Below are 16655 nucleotides of genomic sequence, written 5' to 3'. Positions count from 1 at the left end.
ATGGACGTGATAACACTTTACCCAGCCACGATATATCTGCATCTGGCAACGGTTGGCATTAGTATTTCCCTGTTTGTGATTCGTTTTTTTTGGCTGTGCCGACAATCCGCTATGCTGCAACAGCGCTGGGTGAAAATCCTGCCACATATTAACGACACCTTGTTATTAATCAGCGGTATTGGTTTAATCACGCTTAGCCATACGTATCCGTTTACTCCCGAGCAAAGCTGGCTGACGGAAAAACTGTTTGGCGTTATCATTTATATCCTTCTTGGCGCTATCGCCTTGGGGAAACGCCCCCGTAGCCAGAACGTTCGCTGGTTGGCGTTTGTATCTGCATTAATATGCTTTGGTGTGGTCGTGCTGCTGGCACTGACACAGTCACCGTTGCTGATGGAATAATTATGAGTGCTATTGCTGATTTTGAATTCAACCAGTCACTGCTAAGTGATGGTGTCGTGTTGGTTTCACAGGCGATTCGCCGCGACTTTCCCGCTCAGGATGTGCGGCAAAATCTGCAACAGCTGGTTGAGAACGCTCGAGCCGCTATTCCTGACGACCTTGAGCAAGATCTTCAGCTTGAAAAGCTGATTGAGCTGTTTTATCACACCTGGGGATTCGGCGGTGCGGGCGGTGTTTATCGTCTGTCTGATGCGCTGTGGCTGGATCAGGTGCTTGAATCTCGTCAGGGCATGCCCGTATCGCTTGGCGTCATCTTTTTGCATATCGCCAATGAGCTTGGGCTGCCGCTGATGCCGGTGATTTTCCCGACGCAGTTGATTCTGCGCGCCGACTGGCTCGACGAAGAGATGTGGCTGATCAATCCGCTAAATGGCGATACGCTGAGCGAGCATGTGCTGGAAGTGTGGCTGAAAGGTAATATCGGCCCGTCAACCCGCCTGCTCGATGAAGATCTGGATGAAGCTGAGAACGTCCTGATCGTGCGTAAAATGCTCGACACGCTGAAAGTCGCTCTGATGGAAGAAAAACAGATGGAGCTGGCTTTGAGAGCCAGCGAAGCGGTGCTGCAGTTTGATCCGGACGACCCCTATGAAATCCGCGACCGCGGCCTGATTTATGCTCAACTGGATTGCGACCACATTGCGCTGTCCGATCTCAACTATTTTGTTGAACAGTGTCCGGAAGACCCGGTGAGTGAAATGATAAAAGTGCAGATTCACTCGATAGAGCAGAAACAGATTGTCTTGCATTAAAAAAACAGTCTTACATTAAGAAACCGTTTTGCAGTAATGCTACGTTAATTTATTTCCCGACATGAAGGTAAAAGTATGACGAATAAAGTGGTCAAGATAGGGGATATCCCCGTCGCCAACGATCTGCCTTTTGTGCTGTTTGGTGGCATGAATGTTCTTGAATCACGCGATCTGGCGATGCGCATTTGTGAGCATTACGTCACGGTCACGCAGAAGTTGGGCATTCCTTACGTGTTCAAGGCGTCATTCGATAAGGCTAACCGCTCCTCGATTCACTCTTACCGTGGTCCCGGTCTGGAAGAAGGGATGAAAATCTTCCAGGAACTGAAACAGACCTTTGGCGTAAAAATCATCACCGACGTGCATGAATCGCATCAGGCTCAGCCCGTTGCCGATGTGGTTGACGTGATCCAACTTCCTGCGTTTTTGGCGCGCCAAACCGATCTGGTGGAAGCGATGGCGAAAACCGGTGCGGTAATCAACGTGAAAAAGCCGCAGTTCGTCAGCCCGGGTCAAATGGGGAACATCGTCGATAAGTTTATCGAAGGTGGCAATGATCAGGTGATTTTGTGCGATCGCGGCAGCAACTTCGGTTACGACAATCTGGTTGTCGATATGCTGGGCTTCAATGTCATGAAGCATGCTTCCAACGGTGCGCCGGTGATTTTTGACGTTACGCATGCGCTACAGTGCCGCGACCCGTTTGGTGCGGCGTCCGGTGGCCGTCGTGGTCAGGTGACTGAACTGGCGCGTGCCGGTATGGCCGTCGGTCTGGCAGGGCTATTTATTGAAGCTCACCCGGATCCTGCGAATGCGAAGTGTGATGGTCCGTCTGCGCTGCCGCTGGATAAACTGGAGCCGTTCCTGCAACAAATCAAAGCGATTGACGATCTGGTGAAAAGCTTCCCAGAACTGGACACCAGCAAGTAATCTTCTTCTCACTGTAGATTGATTACTGACATAAAAAAACGTAGGGAACGTTTTTCAACGTCGCTTGCGACGGCCCGCAGAGTAGCGGGCAGGACGTTCGCCATAAAAAAACCCGCGATATTGCGGGTTTTTGTGTTTATAACGTTCGTCGTTTTCTACGACACAGCGCGATGGCTGTTATTTATAGAGATCTGCGCTGATCGTCAGGTTGTTGCCTTTACCTTCCCACTGTCTGGTGATGTGGTAGTACTTAGCACCTTTCTCGCCCGCACGTTTAGCAACGGCTTCAGACACCTGCGTCATGTTGGTGTAGTTGCCGCGGAATTTAATCGAATCGAAAGGCACCATCTGCGCTGCCGTGGCATTGTTCAGTTCTTGGATTTGTGTGCCATCAGATAGCGTTACCGTGTAACGTCCACCTTTTGACGACTGCGTTTCGAAGAAATTACCTACGTTACGGCTAGGGCTGCCGGAGCTGGCAACACCAGGAATTTCCACCTTGGCAGCTTCCGCACCACCGGTAGCCAGCGCCGCACGGCCTGCATCAGAATCCGCTGGGATGACGTCGGTGCTCTGGGTCTGGCGCTTCGGTGCGTCGGCTTTATAAATGTAGGCAGTAATTTTTTGGTTGCCGCTATTCGAGTTCACATCAACCTGACGAACGATGTAGAACGAATCGGCATTCTTCTCTTTTGCTGCTTTCGCAATGGCGTCGTTCACGTCCGGTTGGCTGCGGAAGAATCCGCCAACGGTGACGGTGTCATAAGGTTCTAATCCGTACGCCACATCTTTCGGCAGCTCTTTCACACCGTAGAAGGTGCGAAATTGGACATCCTGATTCGCCTTTGGCGCATCTTTGCGATACAGGTCGACCGTGACATTCCAGTTGCCACTCGAATTAGCGTCATCCATCGCTTGTACATAAAACGACTCTGCGCCCAGCTTGTCGGCGCGTTTTGAGGCTGCGGCTACCGCTTCATTGATCGCGTTAAAACGTCCTTTAAACGTAATTCGTTCAAAGGGTTGCAGGGATTCTGCTTGCTCAGGCGTAAGTTCCTGTGCAGCCTGCGCTGAAAATGCCGAGAGTGATAACAACAATGTAGATGCAATAACAGTAGTCTTCAGCTTCATAAAAAATCCTTTCGCCTTCCTGCCACTCGAATTATTTAAGGTATAGCAATCAACCTGTAACGGAATAGGGCTGATTATCGCACGGAATAAATTCTTGTGCTTTAGCATTTTCAGCGGGCTGAAAAGCCATGATGCTTCGGCTCGCAACAAGAAAAGTGCTAATAATAACGGTTAATGATTGTTTTGACATCATAAGGGATATTTATACAATTTATCGCATTAACAACCTTGTAACACATCGTTTTTGTGAAACAGCCCAGAAAAATACTTCTGTAATAATGCTACAAAAGGCAGAGAAGAGCATGATTTTCGACCAAGAAAGGCTGACAGAACCTGTGATAACTCGGCTTTTCTGTGAAATTCATTTTATTTATGGATCATCGATCACATTTTCAGTACGTTATAAATGAGTTCGCCTACAGTGAGACGCCTCAAAAAACGTGTGGTAAGAAGATGATAAGACCCTCTTCCTACCACGTGAATGCGGGGATATAGGGTGCAGTAGGCCTCGGCGAATTCGTATAACAGAATAGGGTGAGAATAATAACCTTCGTTAAAATAAGCGAAAAGGGTATCAGCATGCGTATTGGTGTACCAAGAGAGCGGTTGGCCAATGAAGCCCGTGTAGCAGCGACGCCGAAAACGGTTGAACAGCTGCTGAAACTGGGCTTTACGGTCTCGATAGAACGTGAAGCGGGAAAACTGGCAAGTTTTGACGATGCGGCATACGAAGAAGCCGGTGCGTCGATTGTTGACAGTTCGGAAGTCTGGCAAGCCGATATCGTCCTGAAGGTGAATGCGCCGCAGGATGATGAAATCGAACTGACCCGAGCGGGCAGTACGGTTGTCAGCTTTATCTGGCCAGCCCAGAACCCAGAACTGCTGGCGAAGCTGGCTGCCCGTCAGGTGACGGTGATGGCGATGGATTCCGTGCCGCGTATTTCGCGCGCGCAGTCACTGGATGCGCTCAGCTCGATGGCTAACATCGCGGGCTATCGTGCCATCGTTGAAGCTGCTCACGAGTTTGGCCGCTTCTTTACCGGACAGATTACCGCCGCAGGTAAAGTTCCGCCTGCTAAGGTTATGATTATCGGGGCTGGCGTGGCTGGTTTGGCTGCGATCGGTGCCGCAGGTAGCTTAGGTGCTATCGTTCGTGCTTTTGATACTCGCCCTGAAGTAAAAGAGCAGGTTAAAAGCATGGGGGCTGAGTTCCTCGAACTCGACTTTGAAGAAGAAGCAGGCAGCGGCGACGGCTATGCCAAAGTCATGTCTGAAGCCTTTATTAAAGCCGAAATGGAACTGTTTGCCGCTCAGGCAAAAGAAGTCGACATTATCGTCACTACCGCATTGATCCCTGGAAAACCGGCACCGCGTCTGATCACCAAAGAAATGGTGCTGAGCATGAAGCCCGGCAGCGTGATTGTCGATTTAGCGGCACAAACGGGCGGAAACTGCGAATTGACCGTAGCCGATCGCGTCACCGTGACGGAGAACGGCGTCAAAATTATCGGTTACACCGATTTGCCTAGCCGTCTGCCGACGCAATCCTCACAGCTTTACGGTACGAACCTGGTTAACCTGCTGAAATTACTCTGCAAAGAGAAAGACGGCGAGATCGACGTCGATTTTGACGATACCGTGATTCGCGGCGTGACCGTCATTAAAGAAGGTGAGATCACCTGGCCGGCACCGCCCATTCAGGTTTCAGCACAGCCACAGCAGGCAAAACCTGCCGCTGCAGTGGTGAAGGAAGAAGCCAAGCCGACGTCGCCGTGGAAGAAATATGCGTTCCTCGTGATCGCCATCCTGCTGTTTGGCTGGCTGGCCGATGTTGCGCCTAAAGAGTTCTTGTCTCACTTTACCGTTTTTGCGCTGTCCTGCGTGGTGGGCTATTACGTTGTCTGGAATGTCAGCCACGCATTGCACACGCCATTGATGTCAGTCACTAACGCAATATCAGGCATTATCGTTGTCGGAGCATTGTTGCAGATCGGCCACGGCGGATGGGTGTCGTTCTTCTCATTCATTGCCGTATTGATCGCCAGCATCAATATTTTCGGTGGTTTCACCGTGACTCAGCGCATGCTGAAAATGTTCCGTAAAAACTAAGGGGTAACACATGTCTGGTGGATTAGTAACTGCTGCATACATTGTTGCCGCAATTCTCTTTATTTTCAGTTTGGCTGGGTTGTCCAAGCACGAAACGTCGCAACAAGGGAACATCTTTGGTATCAGCGGCATGGCGCTTGCGCTGATCGCGACGATTCTGGGGCCGGATTCTGGCAACGTGGGTTGGATCATCGTCGCGATGGCGATCGGTGGATCAATCGGTATTTATCTGGCGCGTAAGGTTGAAATGACCGAAATGCCAGAACTGGTCGCGATTCTTCACAGCTTTGTGGGCTTGGCCGCGGTACTGGTTGGCTTTAACAGCTTCCTCGATCACGGTGAAATCACCGATCCGGTGATGGTCAATATCCATTTGACGGAAGTCTTCCTGGGTATCTTCATCGGTGCTGTGACCTTCACGGGCTCAGTGATCGCGTTCGGCAAACTACGTGGCAATATCTCCTCCAAGCCATTGATGCTGCCTCATCGCCATAAAATGAATCTGGCGGCGCTGGTTGTGTCCTTCCTGCTGCTGCTGGTTTTCGTCAATACGGGCAGCGTAGCGTTGCAGGTACTGGCGCTGATCCTGATGACGGCGATTGCACTGGTATTTGGCTGGCATCTGGTGGCATCGATTGGCGGTGCGGACATGCCGGTCGTCGTTTCTATGCTGAACTCCTACTCCGGTTGGGCAGCAGCGGCAGCGGGCTTCATGCTGAGCAATGACCTGCTGATCGTGACCGGTGCTCTGGTGGGTTCTTCTGGTGCGATTCTGTCTTATATCATGTGTAAAGCGATGAACCGTTCCTTTATCAGCGTGATTGCCGGTGGTTTTGGTACGGATGGCGTGTCCTCTGGTGAGAGTGAAGAAGTCGGTGAATACCGTGAAGCTTCAGCAGAAGACGTGGCTGATTTACTCAAGAACTCAACGTCAGTCATCATCACGCCGGGATACGGTATGGCCGTCGCGCAGGCGCAGTATCCTGTGCATGACATCACCGCAAAATTGCGCGCACGTGGCATTAACGTTCGCTTTGGTATTCACCCGGTTGCAGGGCGTCTGCCTGGTCATATGAACGTGCTGTTGGCCGAAGCAAAAGTCCCTTACGACATCGTGTTGGAAATGGATGAAATTAATGATGATTTCACCGATACCGACACCGTACTGGTCATTGGCGCGAATGACACCGTTAACCCGGCGGCGCAAGAAGATCCACACAGCCCAATCGCTGGCATGCCAGTGCTGGAAGTGTGGAAAGCGCAGAATGTTATCGTATTCAAGCGTTCCATGAATACCGGTTACGCTGGCGTACAGAACCCGCTGTTCTTTAAAGAGAACACGCAGATGCTGTTTGGCGATGCCAAAGACAGCGTTGAGGCGATTCTGAAAGCGCTGTAGGTGTGACGGGAAGTAGAAAACGAAAGGGGCGAAATCGCCCCTTTTTTACATCTCAAATATAGTGATATGTGGCATCGCCAAAAATAATGCCAGCACTGAGGCTGGCATTATTTGGTGCTGAACGTGATGACACGAGTAATCAGCTATTATCACCGTCTTCGAGCGTAATCGGTGACACGAAATCATCGGGTTTGATGGCAAGTAAGTCGCACTTCAAGTGATCGATAACATGCTCGACGGTGTTGCCGATAAAGGCAGCGGAAAGGCCGGTTCTACCCAGCGATCCCAACACCACGACGCCCGCCTGCAAATGCTCAGCCAGATCGGGAATCACTTCTTCCGGCAACCCTTTTTCCACGTGCGTTACGCGTTCATCCAGGCCAAATTTCTGCCGTAGCGACTTCATGGCGATAAGGTGCTGCCCTCGAATGGCATCGTTGTAGACGCTGGGATCGAAATCAGGCAGTTCAATGGCGATATTGATAGGGGTAACAGGGTAGGCACCGACCAGATGAACCTCAGTCTGGTCAACATGCTGCGCCAGCTCCAGCGTTTCCGATACCAATTTGATATTGAGCGGATCGTGATACGGATCTTCGCTAGCCAGATTGACGGCAACCAGCGCACGACCTTCGACTGGCCAGGGCTGATCTTTTACCATCCACACGGGGCAAGGGCACTTGCGCAGTAGCTGCCAGTCGGTTGGTGTAAAGATAACGGCTTCCAGCCGATCGTGCTGATGCGCCATCTTCAACAACAAGTCATGCTGACCGGAAATCACTTCCCGAATAATGGCTTCAAAGGGCTTGTTGTGCCACACCACTTTGATTTCTATCGAAACGCCCGCTTCAAGGTAGTATTTGCACTGTTCCGCAATCCACTCGGTCCGCTGCTGAATAACGCCCTGACGCATTTCCACCCGTTCATCGGGAGAAAGCAGGGTGGTCATTTCATAAGAGAAATCATAAATCGGCAGAAATGCCTTGATACGGCCGCCAAGTCGCTGAACCAGGTAAACCGCCCGACGCAGCGCTGGTTGGTCATCCTGATTTGGGTCAATAGCTACCAGTAAGTTCTGATACTTTGCCATAGCTCCTCCAAACAGCTGTTACTCCACAGCCTGTCATTCAAGAGTACCGCAATGGAATCGTTTTGGACAACAGAGATAAGCCGCAGAATAACAAAATAGGAAATATCACGGATGGAGCGGAAAAGAGGGAATAAAATTGACGTTGCCACAGTAAAAAAAGCGGCAACGTCAAATAGTTAGGCTGGAAAGATTATTTGCGCGAGGAACCGGCTAATTCGGAAAGCGCATCAAGATTCTCGATCGTGATGTATTTTCCTTTTACCGCCAGCGTTCCGCTTTTCTGGAAACGACCCAGCAGACGGCTGATGGTTTCAACGGTCAGCCCCAGATAGTTGCCGATATCACCGCGCGTCATGGTCAGACGGAATTCGCGAGGCGAGAAACCACGCTGGGCAAAACGGCGGGAGAGGTTGTAGACAAACGCCGCCAGACGCTCTTCAGCATTCTTCTTCGACAGCAGCAGAATCATGTCCTGATCGCCACGGATTTCGCCGCTCATCAGGCGCATCATCTGCTGACGCAGGTTAGGCATTTTCCCTGAGAGATCGTCCAGCGTCTCGAAAGGAATTTCGCAGACCATTGACGTTTCCAGCGCCTGAGCAAAACTCGGGTGTTGAGCCGTACCAATAGCATCAAAGCCCACCAAATCGCCCGCCAGATGAAAACCGGTGATTTGCTCGTCGCCTTGCTCCGTGATGGTATAGCTTTTTATCGTACCGGAGCGGATCGCGTACAGCGATCTCAGCTCATCGCCAGCCTTAAACAGCGCTTGCCCCTTCTGGATAGGCTTCTTCCTTTCGATGATATTGTCGAGCTGATCGAGCTCGTGTTCATTCAGGGTGAAAGGGATGCATAGCTGACTGATACTGCAATCCTGACAGTGGATTGCACAACCGCCAGACTGGATGCGTCGGATAATTCGCTTTTCCGGGATCATAGGCTTTGCTCAGGCAATAATTGATATTGGTCAATTTTAACAGCTTTTATCGGCTCTGATAAGACCGGTAATCACCGGAATAGACCAATAAATAGTGAACTAACTATAATTTTTCGATTTTTCTGGGAAATATTCCGATATATAAGATCCGTGCAGAGGTCATATTTTTGTCTATTACGTTACAGTACGGTTAACACATTGATTAATCCGAATTGCTTACGGTGATAAGCAATTCGGCGGGCATGTTCGCGTGTCGCGAAGCGTAAATTATAACGGCAAATTATTCAGTCTAGGTAAATAGTTGTCGAGGTAAATAACCTTCGTGAGCGAGCAGCCACTGTTTACGGTGAATGCCGCCCGCATAGCCTGTCAGCGCACCACCCGTACCGATGACGCGATGGCACGGAACCACGATGCTGACAGGGTTGGAGCCGTTTGCCATGCCGACCGCACGTGCTGCGCCGGTGCGTCCCAGTAACGTCGCAAGCTCGCCGTACGTGGTAATTTCTCCACAGGGGATTTTACGTAATTCCTGCCAGACCTGCTGTTGAAATTCGGTTCCTACGGAAGCTACGGGCAGCGTATCAATAATCGCTAATTCGCCATCAAAATAGCGTTGCAGGCTCTCTGTCAGGCCACCGGGATTATGACGCGGCTGTAACGAAAAGGGATCATTTCGATAACTGCGATTGAGCAGGCGAAATAAATCGTCTTCATACTCGCGCCACTCGACGGCACGCAAATGATTATTTTCATCCGCAATAATCAATAACTCCCCAAGCGGAGTTGCCATCGTGTCCTGAAAAAAAATCTGCATAGTGATTCCTTACGCGCTTATCGCTTTCTTGCTTCTCTCGTGAGTGACGTGCCGATTATCCGGCATCCTCCGACGGATTGAAAATAAAATGCGAGATATGTCACGCGGTAAGGTGAAAAAAGAGAAAACCGTCACGATCGTATCCACCGTGTTGGGTAGCGCCACGTGAGAGCAGATCCCGTTGATGCGCGAACACTTAAGAGAGGCAATGCACATCCAGCGTGGAGTATGCGAGGGTGTACTGCCAACATTACCAATAAAATCAATCGCTAATATAGGAAATGCTCAATTTGTATTTATGAGAGATGGAACATGCCAATCTTCATCCTACTGCCAGATAACATCGTCGCATGGCAATAATATGAAGGTGAACGAGGTTGGGATGCTCTATTTTTTTATGGCAAAGGCCATGTGTCCTACGTTATTTGGAGGAAATGCGCAGAATGAAAAAAAAATATGCCGTTGTGGGAACGGGAGGCCGCGCGGGCCTTTATCTGGAATCGATCGCCAGGGATTATCAGGATCAGGGACAGTTTGTTGCTTTTTGCGATACCAACCAGACGCGAATGAATTACGCCAACCAGATTGTCCATAAGTATGGGCACGATAATGTGCCGACATACCGGGCCGAACAGTTTGAGCAGATGATCGCGGAAACCAAGCCGGATGTGGTTATTGTGACGTCTCTGGATCGGACGCATCATCACTATATTATCCGGGCAATGGAATTAGGCTGTGATGTCATCAGTGAAAAACCGATGACGATTGATGAAGAGAAATGCCAGGCGATTATCGATGCGATTAACCGTACTGGCCGTAAATTGCGCGTGACCTTTAATTACCGCTACGCCCCGCATCACAGTAAAGTCCGTGAATTAATTGCTGCCGGGGTGATTGGCGAAGTCTATTCCGTTCACTTTGAGTGGCTGCTGAATACCGAGCACGGGGCGGATTATTTTCGTCGCTGGCACCGTGACAAACGCAATAGCGGCGGGCTGTTGGTACACAAATCCACGCACCATTTTGATCTGGTGAATTTCTGGCTGAATAGCGAACCGGAAACGGTCTATGCGCAGGGTGATTTACGTTTTTACGGTAAAGCGAATGCCGAAGCGCGCGGCGTCACAGAATTTTATTCCCGGTCACATAATAGTGCAGTGGCAGAAAACGACCCGTTTGCGCTGCACATGAATAAAAGCGAACAGCTGACCGCATTATATTTAGACGCCGAACATGAAGATGGCTATTACCGCGATAAAAGCGTGTTCGATGACGGTATTAATATTGAAGATGTACTGGGTGTGATGGTGCGCTATAAGAGCAAAGCTATCATGACGTACTCATTAAACGCCTATTTACCCTGGGAAGGGCTGAACGTGGTGTTTAATGGCAGCAAGGGCCGGTTAGAAATGAAACTGGTAGAAAAATCTTATGTAAACGGAGGCGGACAAAAAGAGGATGAAGGTGCGCTGAATGACTGTGAAATAAAGATCTATCCGATGTTTGACGAGCCTTATATCGTACCGGTTGAATTTAAAGCGGGCGGACACGGCGGCGGCGATCAGGTCATGTTGAACGATCTGTTTGGTACACCGGAACCCGATCCATTACATCGCGCAGCAGATTATCGTGATGGGGCAATGTCTATTTTAACTGGCATCGCTGCCAATCGATCATTACGCACCGAACTGCCAGTGAAAATAAGCGAACTGGCCGTTAACCTGAAAAGAGGGAATTAATCAGAGTACCTGCCATTTCAGGCAGCAAATGCTTCCGCATCCGTAGTACCTGTCTGTCCGCATACCGGCAGACAGGTGGAAACCTCCGAATACTATTATAAGGGTTTTATTATGGCGAAAACACGGAACAAATTATCTCACCTACTCCTGCTCTGTACTGCGCTGCCCGTGGGCGCGGCATTCTCTCAATCTGCTGACGCTGCTGAGATCCGTATCTCCTGGTGGGGGGGCAATCAGCGGCATGAGGCAACACTCGCGGCGATTAACGCGTTTCAAAAAACCAATCCGACGATTACCGTCAAAGCCGAATATGCTGGCTGGGACGGCTACCTTTCTCGCCTGTCAACCCAGATGGCCGGGGGGCAAGAGCCTGATGTGATTCGTATCGACTGGAACTGGCTGCCGCAGTTTTCCCGCAATGGCGACGGCTTTTATGATTTGAATAAGCAAAAAGATATTCTGGGGCTGGGAGATTTTTCGCCTAACGCTCTGAAAACGGCGGACGTAAAAGGGAAGCTGCAAGGTCTCCCGATTTCGATGACGTCCCGCAGTATGATTTACAACAAAACCACCTGGGATAAAGCAGGCATCGCCTATCCACAAACCTGGGATGAGCTGTTTGCCGCTGGCCCGGTGTTTAAACAAAAACTGGGCGACAATTATTACCCGCTTGGCGTTGCTCAAGGTTCAAGCGATCTGCTGGATATTCTGACGCTCGGCCGTAGCTACATGGCACAGAAATACGGCATTGATATGATCGATGAGAAAAAGCAGAGCATAGCCTATAGTCGCGATCAGGTACGGGAACTCTTCGGCTTTTATAAAAAGCTGGTTGATTCCCATGTGATACCCGATCAGCGCTATTTTTCCTCGTTCGGCCGCACCAACGTCTATGAGATTCGCCCCTGGATTAACGGTGAATTAGCCGGGATGTATTTATGGGACTCGGCCATCTATACCTATTCCAGCAATATGCCGAAGGATGCTGTGCTGGAAACGGGGCCGTTCCTCACCATGCCCAATGCCAAAGATTCGGGGCTGATCACCAAACCGTCTTCGCTGTTCGCCATCAGTAAGAACAGCAAGCATCCGAAAGAAGCGGCGATGCTGATGAGTTTCATGCTGAGTAACCCGGAAGGCGTGAAGGCATTAGGCTTGCAAAATGGGATGCCTGCTAACCCGAAAGCGCAAAAACTGCTGGAAGATATCGGCGTGATCAACCCCGGTAATCTGTTAGCGAATGCCTATCGGGCGGCAGCGGAGCAACCGGCGTCTAAGGTGCCCGTGTCACCGTTTATGGAAAATCAGGAGCTGGTTCAGCTGTGGACGAGTAGTCTGCAAAAACTGGATTACGGTAACGGAGAGGTGAATAAGGTTGCCGATGATTTCCTGAACAGCGCTAACCGTATCTTAAAACGTGCTATCCGCTAACCACCGCTGTTAATGTGCGATGCCATGTCGAAACGAGATGGCATCGCACGTCTCGAACGTTACGCCTTACTTAATCACACCACACGCCATTCTGGCTCCGCCACCGCCCAGTTTTTCTGGCGTGTCAGCGTAGTTATCCCCACCGACGTGAACCATCAGTGCGTGGTTCTTCACCTCAGACAGCGATTTTATCCGAGGAGCCAGAATCGGATAGGTTGATGTGCCATCTGCATTCACGACTAGGCCGGGCAGGTCGCCCAAATGTCCCTGATCGTTATAAGGGCCAAGGTGTTTGCCGGTTTTTTTCGGATCGAGATGGCCTCCCGCCGCCAGAGCGGGAAGCGGTTTGCCGTCTTGCTCGGCAGGTTCACAACTGGCATTCTCATGCACGTGGAACCCATGAATCCCCGCTTTCAGTCCTTTCAGGTTCGGCGTGAAAAGCAGGCCGTACGGCGTTTCCGTAATGGATACCTCACCGATACTTCCACCCGTGCCTGTTGGCAGCGCTTCATTCAGCGTCACCGTGGTATCTGCCGCGAAGGTGGAACAGGAAAAGAACACGCCTGTCAGGATAAGTGCCTTCAGTTTCATTGTCTTTTGCCTCTTAGGGGTTGAGTGTAAAAAATCAGTCGCGATGCTTTGTGCTCATGGTCTTTCTGCGGTGAGCTGTACCGTGCTAATGGTGCGTGCGCGGAAGCCCGCCTCACAATAGCAAAGGTAAAACACCCACAGACGTTGGAACGGTTCATCAAAGCCCTGAGCACTCAGCATATGCCACTGCTGATAAAAGCGTTGCCGCCATTCGCTGAGAGTACGGGCATAGTCCTGACCGATATCGAACAGGTCGCGGGTGATAAAGTCGGTATGACGCGTCATGGTGGTGGTCATCGCGGTAATCGAAGGCAGAAAACCGCCGGGAAAAATATAGCGTTGGATAAAATCGACATTGCGGCTGTAGTGGCTGTAGCGCTGGTCGGCAATCGTGATCGCCTGAAGCACCATGCGGCCTTGTGGACGCAGCAGTTGCTGACAGCGCTTGAAGAAGGTGGGCAAATACGCTTTTCCGACCGCCTCAATCATTTCGACCGACACCAGTTTGTCATACTGACCGGTCAACGCGCGGTAATCTTGTAGCAGCACCGTGACTTTATGGCTCAGCCCCGCGTGCTGAATGCGCTCCACCGCATAGTCATACTGCTGTTGCGACAGCGTGGTAGTGGTGACGTGACAGCCATATTCACGTGCGGCCAGCTCGGCTAATCCTCCCCAGCCGGTGCCAATTTCCAGTAAATGATCCGTTTCACAGAGTGCTAGCTGTTCGCAGAGGCGACGCAGCTTGGCGCGCTGAGCGTCTTCCAGCGTCATTTCGGGTTGCTGATACCAGGCGCTGGAGTAGAGCATTTCGCTATCGAGAAAGCTGCGGTAAAAATGGTTGCCCAGATCGTAATGGGCGGCGATATTTTTCTGTGCCTGCTGCGGGCGATTCCGACGGCACCAGTGGATGAAACGATGAAATGGCCCCGTCAGCCAGCCAAAGCGCGTTTCAAGCGTATCGACTAGCGCCTGATTCTGTGCCAAAAGCTGGAGGACGAGCGTGAGATTGCTTGAGCTCCAGTCGCCATCGATATAGCTTTCACCGGCAGCGATGCTGCCACCCAACAAGACGCGGCGATAAACTCGGGGGTTATGTATCGTGATGTCGCCTTGCAGAGCCGCGTGCCGATCCCCGAATAACGTTTCGTTGCCTTCTGGTTCGCGAAGCCGCAACCCTCCGCCTTCTATTCGACTAAGCAGAAGAAATACCACTTTTCTGGCCCGCGTATAGCGAGCGGTATTGCTCGGGTGACGTACCAGCTGTGTTTCCGTTGAACTCATGAGTTGTCCTTCTTTTCAGACTGCGGATGAGGATAAACGGGCGAACGTTTAATCCACAGTTTCAAAGCCTGCCAATATATGGTGCAGGCGGTTTTCATCGTCATTAACGGCAGAGACCAAAGCTGAGCGCGCAGGGCGGCACGAGTGAGCGGCTGACGATGCAGCACCAGCGTCGCGTCAAACTCGCGTCCTTGCCGGTGGTTCTCGATGTGGATCCTTAGACGCGCGTCGGGCGGCGTGAGACGCCAGTGATACACCATGTCCATCGGGTTAAAAGGCGACACATGAAACGCTTTGGAAATCGGCGTAGAACCATCGGGGACGACGGCATAAGTATGACGTTCGTTCCAGGGGGTATTACGCACTTCTGCCAATAACCAGCGTAGTTCGTTATGCTCATCGTACAAATAATAGAAATTGACCGGGTTGAAATAGCAGCCCAGATAGCGCAGCTGGCACAGCAGTAGCACTTTCCCCGTGAGGCGTTCTCCGGTCAGTTCTGCAATCCGATCCTGCGCTTTGGATTTGATATCGCCACCGCCGAGATAATCGCCGCGACAAAATGACGCAGGGGAAAAGCGCTCCAGCGCAATGCCGACATGCGGCAAAGCGGGAATATCATCTAAATCAATTAACGTCATGAATAACGCATAGTCGAAACGATGCGTGACGGGCGTGAAGCGTCGATGGCGAACCTTGCCAACATATAAGGCGCTATTCATCTTGCACACTCTGATGGAGGAGGTTGACGACATCCAGCGCGCTTCTTACGCCATCTTCATGAAAACCGTTGTACCAATAGGCGCCACAAAACCAGCTACGGTTGTGCCCATTAATACGTTCGCGCTGCTGCTGGTACTCTGTCGTCTGTTGAGTAAACACCGGGTGATGATAAATCGCATGGTGCAGTATTTTATTCGGGTCGATATCCTGCTGGGGATTCAGCGAGACACAAAAAGTGGTGGATGAACGAATACCTTGCAGGATGTTCATGTTATAGGTCACAGAGGCTCGCGCGCGGCTCAATGCCTGATCGACCGGCAGACGGTAATTCCAACTTGCCCACGCTCGCCGATTATGGGGCAGAAGCCGGGTGTCGGTATGCAGGATCACATGGTTCGGCTGATAGTGCATGCCGCCGAGAATTCGCTGCTCGTCGGGCGTACTCGTTGCCAGCAGCGCCAGCGCCTGATCGGAATGGCAGGCGAAAATCACCTGATCGAACCGATATGTCTGATCGGCGGTATGCACCGTCACACCCGCATCATCGCGTATTACCTGACTGACGGGGGTCTGGAGGTGGATCGTTGCTCGATCGCGGATACGTTCTGCGAGTCGCTGCACATACTCCCGTGAGCCACCGGGCACGACCATCCACTGCGGGCGATTGACCAAATCTAGTAACCCGTGATGGTTGAAGAAGGTTAGGAAAAGCGACAGAGGAAAATGCCGCATATCCTCAAGCGAAGACGACCAGATCGCCGCGCCCATCGGCAAAAGATAGTGTTGGGCAAAGAACGGCGAGAATTTTTCCTGCTGCAATAAATGGCTCAGCGTCAGCCCCTGATAATCGCCGTTGGCAAGATACCGCTTGCAGACGCGGTTAAAGCGCACAATTTCCGCAACGAAACGATGGAAACTGGGGCGGAGCAGATTGCCGCGTTGGGCGAACAGCGTGTTTAACGTATGGCCGTTATATTCCAGACCCGAAACCGGATTACTGACCGAAAAGCTCATTTCTGTCGGCTGACCGGTTAATCCCAGCTCATCCAGCAGCGCAATAAAATGGGGATAGGTCCGCTCGTTGTAGACAATAAATCCCGTATCGATGGCGTAGGTCGTGCCATCCTGAACCACATCGACCGTTGCCGTGTGGCCCCCCAGATAATCGTTCGCCTCAAATACCGTCACCTGAAAGCGATCGGATAACCTGAGTGCGCAGGTTAAACCAGAAATGCCGCTACCAATAATGGCAATCTTCAT

Annotated in this window: 15 protein-coding genes; 7 read left to right on the top strand and 8 right to left on the bottom strand. The window is 51.1% G+C overall.

Translation table 11 applies throughout. The features are described from left to right. The 3 genes from NXT09_RS03720 to kdsA all read left to right on the top strand — a co-directional run bounded on the left by NXT09_RS03720 (window position 1) and on the right by kdsA (window position 2144). Complete coding sequence (locus NXT09_RS03720) at window positions 1-402, top strand: SirB2 family protein (protein ID WP_010274936.1); 402 nt, start codon at window positions 1-3, stop codon at window positions 400-402. A gap of 2 nt (window positions 403-404) precedes the next feature. Further along, window positions 405-1214, top strand: a complete 810-nt coding sequence (gene sirB1, locus NXT09_RS03715; RefSeq protein WP_010274939.1) for an invasion regulator SirB1 — start codon at window positions 405-407, stop codon at window positions 1212-1214. A 75-nt stretch (window positions 1215-1289) separates the two neighbouring features. Next, window positions 1290-2144: a 3-deoxy-8-phosphooctulonate synthase gene (gene kdsA / locus NXT09_RS03710; RefSeq protein ID WP_010274945.1), complete on the top strand. Its 855-nt coding sequence runs from the start codon at window positions 1290-1292 to the stop codon at window positions 2142-2144. A gap of 177 nt (window positions 2145-2321) precedes the next feature. Here kdsA and ydgH read toward each other — a convergent pair whose 3' ends face one another. Then, window positions 2322-3275, bottom strand: a complete 954-nt coding sequence (ydgH, locus tag NXT09_RS03705; protein ID WP_268578917.1) for a DUF1471 family protein YdgH — start codon at window positions 3273-3275, stop codon at window positions 2322-2324. A 579-nt stretch (window positions 3276-3854) separates the two neighbouring features. Between ydgH and pntA the strand changes: the two genes are divergently transcribed. Next, a complete protein-coding gene (gene pntA / locus NXT09_RS03700; RefSeq protein ID WP_010274963.1) occupies window positions 3855-5384 on the top strand; it encodes a Re/Si-specific NAD(P)(+) transhydrogenase subunit alpha in 1530 nt (509 codons plus the stop codon). A gap of 10 nt (window positions 5385-5394) precedes the next feature. Next, entirely contained in the window at window positions 5395-6783 is a 1389-nt protein-coding gene (gene pntB / locus NXT09_RS03695) for a Re/Si-specific NAD(P)(+) transhydrogenase subunit beta (protein ID WP_010274967.1), read from the top strand. Between the two features lie 139 nt (window positions 6784-6922). On the opposite strand, the gene uspE is transcribed toward pntB, so the two are convergent. From uspE to ogt, 3 genes are all read right to left on the bottom strand, one after another. After that, the gene (gene uspE / locus NXT09_RS03690; protein ID WP_039275048.1) at window positions 6923-7873 is read right to left on the bottom strand and encodes a universal stress protein UspE; all 951 of its coding nucleotides are present in this window, start codon (window positions 7871-7873) and stop codon (window positions 6923-6925) included. Window positions 7874-8063: 190 nt separating this feature from the next. Further along, the gene (fnr, locus tag NXT09_RS03685; protein ID WP_010274971.1) at window positions 8064-8810 is read right to left on the bottom strand and encodes a fumarate/nitrate reduction transcriptional regulator Fnr; all 747 of its coding nucleotides are present in this window, start codon (window positions 8808-8810) and stop codon (window positions 8064-8066) included. A gap of 289 nt (window positions 8811-9099) precedes the next feature. Then, entirely contained in the window at window positions 9100-9627 is a 528-nt protein-coding gene (ogt, locus tag NXT09_RS03680) for a methylated-DNA--[protein]-cysteine S-methyltransferase (protein WP_268578916.1), read from the bottom strand. A gap of 443 nt (window positions 9628-10070) precedes the next feature. Here ogt and NXT09_RS03675 point away from each other — a divergent pair, with 443 nt between their 5' ends. Next, window positions 10071-11366 carry a Gfo/Idh/MocA family oxidoreductase gene (locus NXT09_RS03675; protein WP_268578915.1) on the top strand — a complete coding sequence of 432 codons (1296 nt, stop codon included), beginning with the start codon at window positions 10071-10073 and terminating at the stop codon, window positions 11364-11366. Window positions 11367-11477: 111 nt separating this feature from the next. Next, window positions 11478-12797 carry an ABC transporter substrate-binding protein gene (locus tag NXT09_RS03670; RefSeq protein WP_268578914.1) on the top strand — a complete coding sequence of 440 codons (1320 nt, stop codon included), beginning with the start codon at window positions 11478-11480 and terminating at the stop codon, window positions 12795-12797. A gap of 66 nt (window positions 12798-12863) precedes the next feature. On the opposite strand, the gene sodC is transcribed toward NXT09_RS03670, so the two are convergent. The 4 genes from sodC to NXT09_RS03650 are packed head-to-tail and all read right to left on the bottom strand — an operon-like array spanning window position 12864 to window position 16655. Next, window positions 12864-13388, bottom strand: a complete 525-nt coding sequence (gene sodC, locus NXT09_RS03665) for a superoxide dismutase [Cu-Zn] SodC (RefSeq protein WP_268578913.1) — start codon at window positions 13386-13388, stop codon at window positions 12864-12866. A 54-nt stretch (window positions 13389-13442) separates the two neighbouring features. After that, complete coding sequence (locus tag NXT09_RS03660) at window positions 13443-14672, bottom strand: SAM-dependent methyltransferase (RefSeq protein ID WP_268578912.1); 1230 nt, start codon at window positions 14670-14672, stop codon at window positions 13443-13445. Further along, window positions 14669-15394, bottom strand: a complete 726-nt coding sequence (locus tag NXT09_RS03655) for a DUF1365 domain-containing protein (RefSeq protein ID WP_268578911.1) — start codon at window positions 15392-15394, stop codon at window positions 14669-14671. The genes NXT09_RS03660 and NXT09_RS03655 overlap by 4 nt, the downstream gene beginning before the upstream one ends. Continuing rightward, complete coding sequence (locus NXT09_RS03650; protein WP_268578910.1) at window positions 15387-16655, bottom strand: NAD(P)/FAD-dependent oxidoreductase; 1269 nt, start codon at window positions 16653-16655, stop codon at window positions 15387-15389. Before NXT09_RS03650 ends, NXT09_RS03655 begins: the two co-directional genes overlap by 8 nt.

Source organism: Pectobacterium jejuense, assembly GCF_026800125.1.
Lineage (GTDB): Bacteria > Pseudomonadota > Gammaproteobacteria > Enterobacterales > Enterobacteriaceae > Pectobacterium > Pectobacterium jejuense.
The sequence above is the reverse complement of the archived record's forward strand: the minus strand, read 5'-3'. Positions and strand labels throughout refer to the sequence as shown.

Bases quoted from the DNA above. Each gene is read 5' to 3' on its own strand.
- pntA (WP_010274963.1), top strand. From the start codon at position 3,855: ATGCGTATTGGTGTACCAAGAGAGCGGTTGGCCAATGAAGCCCGTGTA.
- ogt (WP_268578916.1), bottom strand. From the start codon at position 9,627: ATGCAGATTTTTTTTCAGGACACGATGGCAACTCCGCTTGGGGAGTTA.
- NXT09_RS03650 (WP_268578910.1), bottom strand. From the start codon at position 16,655: ATGAAGATTGCCATTATTGGTAGCGGCATTTCTGGTTTAACCTGCGCA.
- ydgH (WP_268578917.1), bottom strand. From the start codon at position 3,275: ATGAAGCTGAAGACTACTGTTATTGCATCTACATTGTTGTTATCACTC.
- pntB (WP_010274967.1), top strand. From the start codon at position 5,395: ATGTCTGGTGGATTAGTAACTGCTGCATACATTGTTGCCGCAATTCTC.
- sodC (WP_268578913.1), bottom strand. From the start codon at position 13,388: ATGAAACTGAAGGCACTTATCCTGACAGGCGTGTTCTTTTCCTGTTCC.
- fnr (WP_010274971.1), bottom strand. From the start codon at position 8,810: ATGATCCCGGAAAAGCGAATTATCCGACGCATCCAGTCTGGCGGTTGT.
- NXT09_RS03660 (WP_268578912.1), bottom strand. From the start codon at position 14,672: ATGAGTTCAACGGAAACACAGCTGGTACGTCACCCGAGCAATACCGCT.
- NXT09_RS03720 (WP_010274936.1), top strand. From the start codon at position 1: ATGGACGTGATAACACTTTACCCAGCCACGATATATCTGCATCTGGCA.
- kdsA (WP_010274945.1), top strand. From the start codon at position 1,290: ATGACGAATAAAGTGGTCAAGATAGGGGATATCCCCGTCGCCAACGAT.
- NXT09_RS03655 (WP_268578911.1), bottom strand. From the start codon at position 15,394: ATGAATAGCGCCTTATATGTTGGCAAGGTTCGCCATCGACGCTTCACG.
- NXT09_RS03670 (WP_268578914.1), top strand. From the start codon at position 11,478: ATGGCGAAAACACGGAACAAATTATCTCACCTACTCCTGCTCTGTACT.
- sirB1 (WP_010274939.1), top strand. From the start codon at position 405: ATGAGTGCTATTGCTGATTTTGAATTCAACCAGTCACTGCTAAGTGAT.
- uspE (WP_039275048.1), bottom strand. From the start codon at position 7,873: ATGGCAAAGTATCAGAACTTACTGGTAGCTATTGACCCAAATCAGGAT.
- NXT09_RS03675 (WP_268578915.1), top strand. From the start codon at position 10,071: ATGAAAAAAAAATATGCCGTTGTGGGAACGGGAGGCCGCGCGGGCCTT.